Annotated in this window: 9 protein-coding genes; 2 read left to right on the forward strand and 7 right to left on the reverse strand. The window is 62.1% G+C overall.

The window, feature by feature from the left end; translation table 11 throughout:
• Positions 1–180 precede the first annotated feature (180 nt).
• Positions 181–1107, forward strand: a complete 927-nt coding sequence (locus BS629_RS00505) for an SMP-30/gluconolactonase/LRE family protein (RefSeq protein WP_018246835.1) — start codon at positions 181–183, stop codon at positions 1105–1107.
• Between the two features lie 59 nt (positions 1108–1166).
• Here the strand turns inward: BS629_RS00505 and BS629_RS00510 are convergent, their stop codons facing one another.
• Positions 1167–3302, reverse strand: coding sequence for a vWA domain-containing protein (locus BS629_RS00510; protein ID WP_018246834.1), 2136 nt, complete (start codon positions 3300–3302; stop codon positions 1167–1169).
• Positions 3299–3823, reverse strand: coding sequence for an RNA polymerase sigma factor (locus BS629_RS00515; protein WP_018246833.1), 525 nt, complete (start codon positions 3821–3823; stop codon positions 3299–3301). Before BS629_RS00515 ends, BS629_RS00510 begins: the two co-directional genes overlap by 4 nt.
• Positions 3824–4048: 225 nt before the next feature.
• On the opposite strand from BS629_RS00515, the gene BS629_RS00520 reads away from it, so the two are divergent.
• Complete coding sequence (locus BS629_RS00520; protein WP_018246832.1) at positions 4049–4960, forward strand: alpha/beta hydrolase; 912 nt, start codon at positions 4049–4051, stop codon at positions 4958–4960.
• Between the two features lie 274 nt (positions 4961–5234).
• Here BS629_RS00520 and BS629_RS00535 read toward each other — a convergent pair whose 3' ends face one another.
• The 5 genes from BS629_RS00535 to BS629_RS00555 all read right to left on the reverse strand — a co-directional run bounded on the left by BS629_RS00535 (position 5235) and on the right by BS629_RS00555 (position 12428).
• Positions 5235–7238, reverse strand: coding sequence for a CocE/NonD family hydrolase (locus BS629_RS00535; RefSeq protein ID WP_026188804.1), 2004 nt, complete (start codon positions 7236–7238; stop codon positions 5235–5237).
• Between the two features lie 51 nt (positions 7239–7289).
• Complete coding sequence (locus tag BS629_RS00540; protein ID WP_018246830.1) at positions 7290–8921, reverse strand: ABC transporter ATP-binding protein; 1632 nt, start codon at positions 8919–8921, stop codon at positions 7290–7292.
• Positions 8914–9741 carry an ABC transporter permease gene (locus tag BS629_RS00545; protein WP_018246829.1) on the reverse strand — a complete coding sequence of 276 codons (828 nt, stop codon included), beginning with the start codon at positions 9739–9741 and terminating at the stop codon, positions 8914–8916. The genes BS629_RS00540 and BS629_RS00545 overlap by 8 nt, the downstream gene beginning before the upstream one ends.
• Positions 9738–10742: an ABC transporter permease gene (locus tag BS629_RS00550; RefSeq protein WP_018246828.1), complete on the reverse strand. Its 1005-nt coding sequence runs from the start codon at positions 10740–10742 to the stop codon at positions 9738–9740. Before BS629_RS00550 ends, BS629_RS00545 begins: the two co-directional genes overlap by 4 nt.
• 96 nt (positions 10743–10838) lie before the next feature.
• A complete protein-coding gene (locus tag BS629_RS00555; protein ID WP_018246827.1) occupies positions 10839–12428 on the reverse strand; it encodes an ABC transporter substrate-binding protein in 1590 nt (529 codons plus the stop codon).
• Positions 12429–12467: the final 39 nt, after the last annotated feature.

Consider the following 12467-nt stretch of genomic DNA (forward strand, 5'->3'; position numbering starts at 1 on the left):
CGATAAAGTTATCGCTATCATCGCACAATCGATATTATTGCAGAAATGCACCGTTCCAAAGTCTGAAAACCAAGTTTCTTGGCAGCTTTTCGCAGAGGTCGGCGGACAGATGTCTATACGAAGCCCTCAAAACACGACAGGATGATATCGATAACAATTTGAAGGAAACGGAGGAGCATCATGTTCGGGCAAATTGACGGTACGGGTTTTGAGGTTCTCGACCCGCGCTTTGAAAGCTGCTTCGTCGGTCACGCTCGCGTCGAGCGGCTTTGGACGGGTGGCCGCTGGCTGGAGGGGCCGGCCTGGTTTGCCGCCGGGCGCTATCTGGTTTTCTCGGACATCCCCAACAACCGGATGATGCGCTACGACGATACCAGCGGACACACATCGGTATTCCGCTCTCCCAGCAACAACTCGAATGGCAACACTGTCGACAATCAGGGACGGCTCATCACCTGCGAGCATCTGACGCGCCGTGTCACGCGAACCGAATTCGACGGCAGGATCACCGTTCTGGCCGATCGAATTGCAGGCGAGCGGCTCAATTCTCCAAATGACGTCGCCGTCAGGTCCGATGGGACCGTCTGGTTCACCGATCCGAGCTACGGCATCCTCCACGACTATGAGGGCGACTACGGCGAGGAGGAAATCGGCGGATGCCACGTCTACCGGCATGATCCGGCAACGGGCACGACCGATCAGGTGACGGCCGATTTCGTCAAGCCGAACGGGCTGGCTTTTTCCCCGGATGAGACGGTGCTCTATGTTGCAGATACCGGCGCAACGCACCTGCCCGGCGGTCCGCGCCATATCAGAAGGCTCGCAGTCTCGAATGAGGGCAGGCTGACCGATCTCGGCGTTTTCGCAGAATGCACCTCAGGTCTGTTTGATGGTTTTCGCGTGGATCGCAAAGGCAGGATATGGACGAGCGCCGGCGATGGTGTCCACGCCTATGATCCGGATGGAACGCTGCTCGGCAAGATCCATATTCCCGAGGGCGTCTCCAACGTTACGTTCGGTGGAGAGAAATTGAACCGTCTCTTTATCACCGCGAGCACGTCTCTCTACGCCGTTTATCTCACGGCCAACGGGTCGAGACTGGGATAACGGAGAAAAAGGCCGCCTTCCGGGACGGCCTCTCGTTTGGTGCAGTTTTTCCTCATGCCTCACCGTTGACTGAGGCCGTCCGCCAAACGAACGAGGCTGAGGAAATCCGACCTGTAGCCGAAAGTGTCCGCTCCCCGCGATGCCGCGGCGAGATCGGCGATTGCCTGGTAAGAATAGGAATCGACGGCGGCAATCCGGCTCAGTTTCTGGCCGAAGGCGGCGACGGCCACCGAGAAACGGACATCCTGCGGCGCGGCATCGACGGCGGCGACGGCGTTGCTGTCATTGACGGGCGTGGTGACGAGAGCACTCTTATCCTCGCCCGGCCGTTTGTAACGCATCTTGACGAAGGCAAGCTCGCCTTGACGCGCGGTATCGGCGTTCTCGGCCGGCGCATTGTTGGCCGCGCCATAACGCAGGTCGTCATTCATGACCGCGGGGCTTCCCTTCGGCGTAATTTCGTAAATCGCCGTGACGCTGTGGCCGGAGCCGATATCGCCGGCATCGACACGATCGTTGTTGAAATCCTCGCGCTTCAGCGCCCGCGTCTCGTAGCCGATCAACCGGTACTCGGCGATCCGTTCCGGGTTGAACTCAACCTGGAACTTGACGTCGCTGGCGATCGGAAACAGCGTCGATCCGGCTTCTTCGACCAGCGTCTTTTGCGCCTCCGCCAGGGTGTCGATATAGGCAGCACTGCCGTTGCCGTTCTGCGCCAGCGTCTGCATCAGGGAATCGTTGAGATTGCCCCGCCCAAAGCCGAGAACGGTGAGGAAGATGCCGTCCCTGCGTCTCTCTTCGATGATCCGCTTCAAATCCTCGTCGCTCGACGGGCCGACATTGAAGTCGCCGTCCGTCGCCAGCATTACGCGGTTGACGCCGTCCTTGACGAAGGCCTGTTTGGCAAGATCGTAGGCCGCCTCGATGCCTTCGGCGCCGCCGGTCGAGCCGCCCGGCTCCAGCTTGTCGATCGCCGACAGGATCTTCGATTTCTCCGCCACGCGTGTCGGGGACAGCACGGTGCCGGCATTGCCGGCATAGGTGACGATCGAGACGGTATCGTCGGCCTTCAGCCTGTTGACGAGGAGCCGGAAGGCGCTCTTCAGCAGCGGCAGCTTGTCCGGCTCGTCCATCGAACCCGACACGTCGATCAGGAAGACCAGATTGGCATGCGGCGTGGTCGCCGGCGCGATGTCATAGCCCTTGATCGCCACATGCATCAATTCCGTGTCGTGGTTCCACGGGGTCGGCATCACAGTCGCCGTCGCCTTGAAAGGCTGGGCGGCATTTTCAGGACCCGGCCAGTCATAGGGGAAATAATTGATCATCTCCTCAACGCGAACCGATTGCGGATCGGGCATCGCCCCGCCGGTCAACGAGCGGCGGACGAAGGCATAGGACGCGCTGTCGACATCGGCGGAAAAGGTCGAGACCGGATCCGTCGAGACGCTCTTGATCGGATTGGCCGCGGCATTGGCAAACCGCTCGCGATTGGGATTGAGCTGCATCTGCACGCGCCCCTCCGCAGGCGGAGCAGGCGAGGGGGCGATGGCGGCCATCGGTTCGGCCAATTGCTGCTGGGGGGCGATGCCGGGAGCGGCCGGCGCAGAGCGTTTGGCCGCCCCGAGTGCCGTGGCGGAACCCTCCGATTTGTTCGTGAGGGTGGCGATGTCATTGGCGTCGAATTCGGATATCCGCGCGCCGGGTTTCGCGAGGGCCGGTGTCTCCTTGTCCTGCAGCGCTTGCGCGTCAGCGACAGATTGCTCAGCCAAGCTGCCGTTCTCGGCCGGTGCTTGCGGCGGAAGTTGCGGCGCGGCCTTGACCGATTGATCCGCCGTTGCGACCGGTTGTTTCGACGCTCCGCCTTGCGAAAGGTCGCCGGCGATCTCAGTCTGGTCGACGATCGGCAATCCGTTGCGGGTCAGCTCGATCGCGAGATAACCGGCGGCCGGAATGACGAGCAGCGTCGCAAGGGCTGAACCGGCGAGGAATTTCTTGTTCATGGCAGGGCTCCATATCCAGTTGATGATGGAGCTTTGACGCCAGCCTTTCGCATTTCCTTGGGGCGCCAGCGCATTATTTCCGGCGGTGTCGAAGGCCTGCATCGCCGCGGCAAGCGCGCGCGCGCGCGCCTCCGGCGTCGCTGCCGGCGGTGTGGAGTGGGAGAGCTTTTCGAGTTCCTTGTCCACGGTCATACCTCTTCCTTCCCAAGCACGGCCTTCAGCCTCTTGCGCGCCTCATGGACCTGCCAGGACACGGTCGCCTCCGAGCAGCCCATGATATCGGCAGCAGCCGAATGGCTGAGACCTTCGCCGTAAACGAGCAGCACGGCGTCGCATTGCCTCTCCGGCAAGGCGCGCACGGCCGCCCACAATTCGCTCGATATCTCGTCGTCATTTCCGCCCGGCGCATCCTGCGGTGGTTCGGCTGCGTAAGCGCGGAATGTCTGCTCCTCTCGTGCAAGCTTGCGTCTATGGTCGCGGGCGGCGTTGAGCGTCAGAGTGTAGAGCCATGTCCTGAAGCGGCTGGCGCCGCGAAAGCTGCGGATGGCCGCGCCGAGCTTGACGCAGACCTCCTGGGCAATGTCGTCGGCGTCCGTGGAACTGCCCGACCAACGCCACGCCGTCGCATGGACGAAATCATAATGGCGCGAGACCAGTTGCCCGAAGGCCTCCCGGTCGCCGCCCTGCGCTCGTTCTATGAGCTCCGCGTCCAATTCCGCACCTACCCCATGCTGCCAAGCAAGATGCTATTTCCAGATTGAGACGTTTCTCGGATGGCTTTCCTTGGGTCGATGGCCAAAAAATTATCGGGAATTTTGAGTTGGCGCGACATTCACGGGTCGCGACCAGACAGGTTGTTCACGCCACGTAGGCGCATGATGAGGACAGAGTCGGCCAGGGACATGACCTGTCACGTCCCAAATCGCGAAAGGACCTCCATGTCCGCTCAACCACCTGCCCCCACCGAAAAGGGCATCCTGCAGTTTCTCGCGATTTGCGATGCCTTCTATCCGCCAGACGCCGTTCAAGCATCGATCGAACAGCAGCGACATTGGTACGACGCTCTCTGCGCACGCTTCGATCGCCCGCTGCCCCCGGAGATGATCTTTGCGGACGGCATGCTCCAGCGCATACCGATCCGGCGTTACCGTCCGCGGAAAATCAGCACGCGCACCATTCTGCTCTATCTTCATGGCGGTGGCTTCGTTGTCGGTTCGCTCGAGAGCCATCATGCCATCTGCGCCGAGATTGCTGATTTTGCCGGCGCGGAACTTGTTTCGGTCGATTACCGGCTAGCCCCTGAATATCGCTGGCCGGCACAGACGGATGACGGCTTTACCGTGTTGAAACATCTGCTTTCCGCCAACAGCAAGGTCGTGCTGATCGGCGACAGCGCTGGGGCCAATCTTGCGGCGGGCCTTGCGTTGCGCGCGCGCGACGCGGGCCTGTCAGGCGTCGTCGGCCAAGTCCTGATCTATCCGGCGCTCGGCGGTGACCTTACTGCAGGCTCCTATGTCGAAATGGCCGCGGCCCCCGGATTGACGACGGCGGATGTCGCCTATTATCGCGAGATCTTGCGGGCGCCAGCAGGCAACGAGATTGCCGAACCACTGCAGGCAGCTTCGCTTGCCGGGCTGCCGCCGGCCTTCATCACGGTCGCGCATTTCGATCCGCTCCGGGACGACGGCCGGCACTATGCCGCCCGGCTCACCGCGGAGGGCGTCGAAGTCTGGTTCCGGGAGGAGCCGCAGATGGTGCACGCGTGGCTGCGCGCCCGCCACATGAGCGATGGCGCGCGGGACGGCTTCCGTGCCGTGTGCGAGGCCATAAGGCGTTTGGCAGTGGCCTAGAGCCTTTCCGGGTTAGATTGCAGCATTCTGCCGGAGCAGGTTTTCGTCAGGGCAAAGGCGATTGGCGAAGGGCATACCCCTTGGTACGTCCGAGCCGATCGCCTCTGATCCTGGCGGAAAGATGCCTGGCCCTTCGGGTTGGCTCAAACGGGCCGGCTGATCGACCGGCCCACTTGGCCGTAGAGCCGGGCTACGACGCGCGCCGACCGGTCGACCATCCGACTCCGTTTGAGCCAACAGAATGCTGCAATCTAACCCGGAAAGGCTCTAACGATCACATCAGGTCACGCGCGATCCGCTTTTCCGCAAAGACCTTTTCGAAGATCTGCACATCGTCCTCGAAAGCGGTGACGACAGCGCTGATGATCCAGTCGGTCCGGGTGCAGGCAATGCGCGCGGTCGCGACTGTGCGGACGAACCAGCCGGGGCGGCGCATGTCGCAGGTCCAGGTCGACGTCCCGGTCATCGACAACGGATTATCGGGCGCAATCGACCAGACTTCCTCCCGCAATTGCCGGGTCGAGAGGCCGGTCTCAGGGTGTTCGGTGAGCCCGGTATCCTCGTGGATGTGATACTCCGTTCGGGCGGCCGAGAGATCGCGGACGACCTGCCGCTTCGTCGCGGCGGCCGCGTGCTCGATGTATTTCGGCAGCGGATCGGGATTGGCCGGTTCCTTGATGTCGATCCGCTGGTGCTCGCCGAGCATCGGCAGCCCCAGGCCGAGTGCCGCGATATCGACCTCGATGCCTTCGTCATCAGGCGGCGGCAGGATCATCGGCCAATATGCGGTGGAAAGCGAAAGGCGGATGCGATGCCCCTTGCGGAAGCGATAACCGCAGGCATCGAGCACCAGCCGGATCGACACCTTCTCGCCTGGTATCAGCGGCTTGGGATCTGCATTGCCGTCGCGGTGAGTGAGATTGACGACGCCGAAGGCGACACGCGTTGCCGTGCCATCCGGATGGACATCGACGAGCCGGGCGCAGAGATTTCCGCCCGCCGTCCGAGAGCGCAGCGCAAGCGTGAGCACAGGCCGGCCGAGATAGTCGTAATCGCCAGCAAGCGGCATCGTATCGAAGATCAGCGAGCCGGCATCGTCCGAGCGTTGATCGATCGCCATTTCGGCATCGGGCTTCAGCGTAAAATACTCACCGGATGCCGTCCCGGTGTCGAGCGGAGAGCGGAGATAGACGGGATGCTCGGGCGCGTGCGGAATCGGCATGCCTTCCGTCAGCTTGCCGAACTGCTCGACATAGAAACACTGCATCTGCGGCGGCGACCAGACGTCCTTGGCGACCCAGAAACCCGGGTCGCTGTCGCGTCGCGGGGCAGGGCGGATGGCATCGAGAATATAGGCGCGGGCCTGCGGCAAGGTGTCGATGCCGTTATCCTCGCCACGCAGCCATTTGTTCCACCAGGCGATCGCTTCGCCATGGAAATCCGTGCGCGGCTTCGGCCAGGCAAAGTGCGGATATTTGTGGACCCAGGGACCGATCAGTGCCTTCGCTTTGTGGCTCAGGCCTTCGGCCGCCATCAGAGGCGTATTGCGGTAGCCGTCCGCCCAGCCCGCGATGACAAGCGCGGGAATCTCCACGCTCGAAAAATCCTCTGAGATCGAGCCGTGACGCCAGAAATCGTCGCGCCGCTGATGGGTCAGCCACTCCTCCATGAAGAAGGGTTCGCCGGCCAGGCGTTCCAGCCACATCTCCTTCCAGCGTTCGCCGACAAGTGCGGGATCGGGCGGGCGCGACTGGTAGCCGAGCATCGTTGCCGCCCATGAGAGCTGGGCGGAGAGATGGCAGCCGTTCTTGTAGTGGATGTCGTCATTGTAACGATCGACGGTCGAGGCGATCGATATGACGGCCTTCAGCGCCGGCGGTCGCAATGCTGCGACCTGCAGGCTGTTGAAGCCGCCCCAGGAGATGCCCATCATGCCGACCGAGCCGTTCGACCATGGCTGCGCGGCAATCCAGGCGATCAGCTCGCAGGCATTGGCAAGCTCGCTTTCGGTATATTCGCCGTCGATGACGCCGCCGGATTCTCCGGATCCGCGGATATCGACGCGCACACCGGCAATGCCTGCGGCCGCGAACACCGGATAGGTCGACTCATCCCTGAGGCAGGTTCCGTCCCGTTTGCGATAGGGCAGGAATTCGAAGACGGCAGGAACCGGATCTTCCTCAGCACCATCCGGCATCCAGATGCGCGCGGCAAGCCGCGTCCCATCCTTCAGGGTAATCCATTCATTCTCGATGGTGGCGAAGCCGCGCGAGGTCATGCTCATTCCTTGATGCACTTTCCGTGAGACGAGGGCTCTGCCCTCGTCGAGTCAGTTACCGGCGCTCTCCATGCGACGCGTGGCAAGCACCCGTTCCAGCCAGCCGATTTCCATTTCCGGTACGGATTTCAACAGCAGATCGGTGTAGTCGTCAAAGGGCGGGGAGAGCGCCGTCGATTTCGGACCGAACCGCACCAGCTTGCCACGATGCATCACCGCCACGCTGTCGGCAATCGCCCTGACGATCGCGATGTCGTGGGTGATGAAGACGTAGGACAGCTGTTCTTCTTCCTGCAGGCGCAGGAGAAGCTTGAGGATACCCTCCGCCACCAGCGGATCGAGCGCCGAAGTCGGCTCGTCGCAGAGGATGAGTTCGGGCTTGGCGGCAAGCGCTCTGGCGATCGCGACGCGCTGCTTCTGGCCACCTGATAGTTCGGCCGGGTAGCGGTCGACGAAACCCTTGCCCATTTCGATCTGGTCGAGCAACTCCTTCACCCGGGCGGTCTTCTCGGCACCTCTGAGGCCATAATAGAAGGTCAGCGGGCGGCCGATGATGTCTCGAACCGTCTGGCGCGGGTTCATCGCCGTGTCGGCCATCTGGTAGATCAGCTGGATACGCCTCAGATCGTCGTTCGGTCGGCTCTTGAGACCCGGCATCAGCGGTTTGCCGTCAAAGACGACGCGCCCGCTGCTCGGCGGCAACAGGCCGGTAATTACGCGCGCCAGGGTCGATTTGCCTGAACCGGATTCACCGACGACCGCAAGCGTCTGCCCCCTCGGCACGTGCAGCGTGACATCGTGCAGCACCTTGAAACCGTTGGAATATTCGGCGCTGACATTTTCGACCTTGAGAAGTGCTGCGGACTGGTCGGCCGCCTCCTCGCGATAGGCCTGCCTGACATTGACGAGGGCGCGGGTATAATCCTCCCGCGGCGCCTCGATGATCTGCTGGACGCTGCCATATTCGACCTGTTTGCCATAACGCAGGACCATGATGTCGTCCGAGATCTGGGCGACGACGGCAAGGTCGTGGGTGATGTAGAGGGCGGCCGTGTGCGTTTCCTCGATGGCATGCTTGATCGCCGCCAGCACGTCGATCTGCGTGGTGACGTCGAGCGCCGTTGTCGGCTCGTCGAAAACGATGAGTTCGGGGTTGGAGCAGAGCGCCATCGCCGTCATCGCCCGCTGCAGCTGGCCACCGGAGACCTGGTGGGGAAAACGTTCGCCGAAGGTTTCGGGATTGGGCAGGCCGAGAACCCCGAACAGATAAAGCGCTCGCTCACGCGCCTTGTCCTTGGTCATCAATCCATGTTTGACTGAAGCCTCGATCACCTGATCGCCGAGCCGATGCGCCGGATTGAAGGCAGCGGCTGCCGACTGCGCGACGTAGCAGACCCGCGCGCCGCGGATCTGGCGGATGCCGTTCTTGCCGAGCGCGAGGATATTGTCGCCGTCGAGCAAGACCTCGCCGCCGGTGATTTCGGCGCCGCCCCGGCCATAGGCGAGTGCGGAGAGACCGATCGTCGATTTGCCGGCGCCCGATTCCCCGATCAGGCCGAGGACCTTGCCCTTCTTGAGGTCGAAGGAAACGCCGTCGACGATCGTCACCCGCTTGGGCGGTTCGCCCGGCGGATAGCTGGTTGCTTCGATCTTCAGATTGCGAACGGAAAGAAGCTCAGGCATCGCCGCGCCCTCCCTTGAGGCTGGATGTGCGTTTCAGAAGCCAGTCGACGACGAGGTTGACGCAGACGGCCAGCACGGCAATCGCCGTGCCCGGCACCAGCGCTGCCGAAATGCCGAAGATGATGCCGTCCTTGTTGTCCTTGACCATGCCACCCCAATCGGCCGCCGGCGGCTGAATGCCGAGGCCCAGGAAGGAGAGCGTCGACAGGAACAGGATCGAGAAGGCGAAGCGCAGCCCGAACTCTGCCAGCAGCGGCGACAGCGTGTTCGGCAGGATCTCGCGGAAGATGATCCAGAGCTTGCCTTCGCCGCGCAGCGTCGCCGCCTCGACGAATTCCATCACGGCGACATCGAGTGCCACCGCACGGCCGAGACGATAGACGCGAGTGGAGTCGAGGATCGCCATGACAAGGATCAGCACGACGATGTTTTGCGGCAGCACCGCAAGAACGACGAGCGCGAAGATCAGCGTCGGGATCGACATCATCAGATCATTGAAGCGTGACAGGACGGTGTCGATGAGGCCGCGCGAGACAGCGGCGGTGAAGCTGAGGATGATGCCGAGCGAGAAGGAGATGATGGTGGCGGCGGATGCGACCGTCAGCGTCGTGCGCGCGCCGTAGATCAGGCGCGAGAAGATATCGCGACCGAGATTGTCGAGACCGAAGATATATTGATTATCCGGCAGCTGCCAGACGTCGCCGACGACCTGCGTCTCGCCATAGGGGGCGAGCCAGGGTGCGAAGATTGCGAAGATGAAGGCGATGGCGATACCGGCCATGCCGATCCAGGCGGTGATGGGGATGTCTCTCAATCTCATCGCGGATGCCTCAGCCGGGGATTGGCGATAATCGCGAGGATATCGGCCGTCATATTGAGGAAGATGTAGACGGCGGCGAAGATCAGGCCGCAGGCCTGCACGACCGGCATGTCGCGCACGGTGACCGCATCGACCATATATTGCCCCATGCCGGGATAGACGAAGACCACTTCGACAACGACGACGCCGACCACGAGATAGGCAAGGTTCAGCGCGATGACATTGATGATCGGCGCGAGCGCATTGGGGGCGGCATGCTTGACGATCGCGCGGAAGGCGCTGAGGCCCTTCAGCTCTGCCGTCTCCATGTAAGCGGAGGACATGACGGAGAGGATTGCCGCCCGCGTCATGCGCATCATATGCGCGAGCACGACGAGCACGAGGGTCGCCGTCGGCAGCGCGATCGCCTTCAACCGCTCGACGAAACTCATACTGTCATAGACGGTCGCCGGAAAGGTGGCCATGCCAAGGTTCACCGCGAAGAACAGGATCAACAGGTAGCCGATGAAGAATTCCGGCAGCGAGATCGCCGCAAGCGAAATCACGTTGATGATCTTATCCGGCAGGCGATTACGGAAATGCACCGACAGCATGCCGAGGCCGACCGCGAGCGGGACGGATATCACCGCTGCGAAACCCGCCAGGAACAGCGAGTTGCCGAGGCGCTTGCCGATCTGTTCGCTCACCGAATTCTTGCTGGCCCAGGAAGTGCCGAAGTCACCCTGGACGGCGTTGCCGAGCCACTCGACGTAGCGCGTGGTTATCGGGCGGTTCAGTCCGAGATCCTCTCGAATATTGGCGACGGCCTGCGGCGTCGCCGACTGGCCGAGATAGGTGGTGGCAAAATCGCCGGGCAAAGCTTCCAGGCCGCCGAAGATCAGGATGGAGACGGCAAAAAGCAGGACGAGGCTGAGCACGAAGCGCTCGAGGATGAGGGCAAGCAGCGGAAAACGCTGCCGGAACCTGAGGCCGGGCAAGATGCTTGGGGCAGGATTGGTCATAGCGAGGACCTCGCGCTAAAACGTCGGGAGGACCGCGGGTTTTCATCCCACGGTCCCGGCTTCGTTAGAGATCGGAGGGGCATACGCCCCTTGCCATCAGGCGTCCAGCCAGACGCGGGTCGCGACGTAGCCGTTCGACATGTCGTTGCCGATGTCGTGGACATAACCCTTCACCTGCTTGGTGGAGGCGTTCACGAAGTCGTTGAACATCGGCAGGATCACCCCGCCCTCGTCACGCACCGTCATCGCCATGGTGCGATACATGTCCTTGCGCTTGGCTTCATCCAGTTCGGAGCGGGCCTGCAGCAGCAGCTTGTCGAAATCAGGACGCTTGAACTTGGTGTCGTTCCAGTCCGCCGTCGAGAGATAGGCGGTGGAATACATCTGGTCCTGCGTCGGACGGCCGCCCCAGTAGGAGGTCGAGAAGGGCTGGACATTCCAGACGTTGGTCCAGTAGCCGTCGCCCGGCTCGCGCTTGACCTCGATCTCGATGCCGGCCTTCTTGCAGCTTTCCTGATAAAGGACGGCCGCATCGACGGCACCGGGGAAGGCGACTTCGGAGGTTCGCAGGAGGACCGAGCCGCTATGGCCCGACTTCTTGTAGTGAAAGGCCGCCTTGTCGGGATCGTAGGCGCGCTGCTCGATGCCCTCGGGGAACAGCGCATAGGTGCTGTTGATCGGGAAGTCGTTGCCGACCTTGCCGTAACCGCCGAGGATCTTCTGCACCATGGTCTCGCGATCCATGGCGTATTTGAGGGCCAGGCGCAGGTCGTTGTTGTCGAACGGCGCCTTGTCGCAATGCATGATGAAAACGTAATGACCGCGGCCGGCGGTCGAGAGGATCTCGACATTGGGGGCACGCTTCAGCAAATTGACGGTCTTCGGGTCGACGCGGTTGATGTAGTGCACCTGGCCGGACGACAATGCCGCGATGCGAGCGGTGGCGTCGTTCATGCCGATGATTTCGATCGAATCGACATAACCCCGGTCGGAGCGCCAGTCGTCCTTGTTCTTTTCGAAGGTGGCGCGGACGCCGGGCTCGAAGCTCGTCATCTTGTAGGGGCCGGTGCCGATCGAGGCCAGCGGATCGTCGACGCCGCCATTCGGCTGGATGACCAGGTGGTAGTCCGACAGCAGCAGTGGCATGTCGGCATTGCCTTCGCTGAGCGTCAGCACGAGATTGCCGCCGTCGGCCTTGATCTCCTTGATCGAGCCGAGAACACCGAGCGCGCCGGATTCCGACTTCGCATCGGTATGACGCTTCAGCGTCGCAACGACGTCGTCGATCGTCAGTTCCTTGCCATTGTGGAACTTGACGCCCTTGCGGATCTTGAAGGTCCAGGTCGCCGCGTCCTTCGACGGCTCCCAGGATTCGGCGAGCGCCGGCACGGCAGCACCCGTCAGCGGATCAGACTCGACCAGCATGTCCCCCCAGCAGCGGCCGATGCAGAACATCACCTGCGACAGGAATTTTGCCGGATCGTTGGAATCGGTGGCCGCACCACCTTCGAGGCCGAGCTTCAGGTGGCCGCCGCGCTTCGGTTCGGCGGCTTGCGCACTTTCGGTAAAGAGCTTGTCGGCGACGGCAAGTGTGATGCCCGCCGCCATGGCGCGTCCCATGAATTCGCGGCGGCTAAGCCCGCCGGCGGTGACACGGCTTGCGAGATATTTCGTGTAGTCGTTCATTCCCCAGTTCCTTCTTTATGGTGCGTTGACAGAACTTCC

This window comes from Rhizobium leguminosarum bv. viciae USDA 2370 (genome assembly GCF_002008365.1).
Classification (GTDB): domain Bacteria; phylum Pseudomonadota; class Alphaproteobacteria; order Rhizobiales; family Rhizobiaceae; genus Rhizobium; species Rhizobium leguminosarum.

Bases quoted from the DNA above. Each gene is read 5' to 3' on its own strand.
- BS629_RS00505 (WP_018246835.1), top strand. From the start codon at position 181: ATGTTCGGGCAAATTGACGGTACGGGTTTTGAGGTTCTCGACCCGCGC.
- BS629_RS00510 (WP_018246834.1), bottom strand. From the start codon at position 3,302: ATGACCGTGGACAAGGAACTCGAAAAGCTCTCCCACTCCACACCGCCG.
- BS629_RS00520 (WP_018246832.1), top strand. From the start codon at position 4,049: ATGTCCGCTCAACCACCTGCCCCCACCGAAAAGGGCATCCTGCAGTTT.
- BS629_RS00535 (WP_026188804.1), bottom strand. From the start codon at position 7,238: ATGACCTCGCGCGGCTTCGCCACCATCGAGAATGAATGGATTACCCTG.
- BS629_RS00540 (WP_018246830.1), bottom strand. From the start codon at position 8,921: ATGCCTGAGCTTCTTTCCGTTCGCAATCTGAAGATCGAAGCAACCAGC.
- BS629_RS00545 (WP_018246829.1), bottom strand. From the start codon at position 9,741: ATGAGATTGAGAGACATCCCCATCACCGCCTGGATCGGCATGGCCGGT.
- BS629_RS00550 (WP_018246828.1), bottom strand. From the start codon at position 10,742: ATGACCAATCCTGCCCCAAGCATCTTGCCCGGCCTCAGGTTCCGGCAG.
- BS629_RS00555 (WP_018246827.1), bottom strand. From the start codon at position 12,428: ATGAACGACTACACGAAATATCTCGCAAGCCGTGTCACCGCCGGCGGG.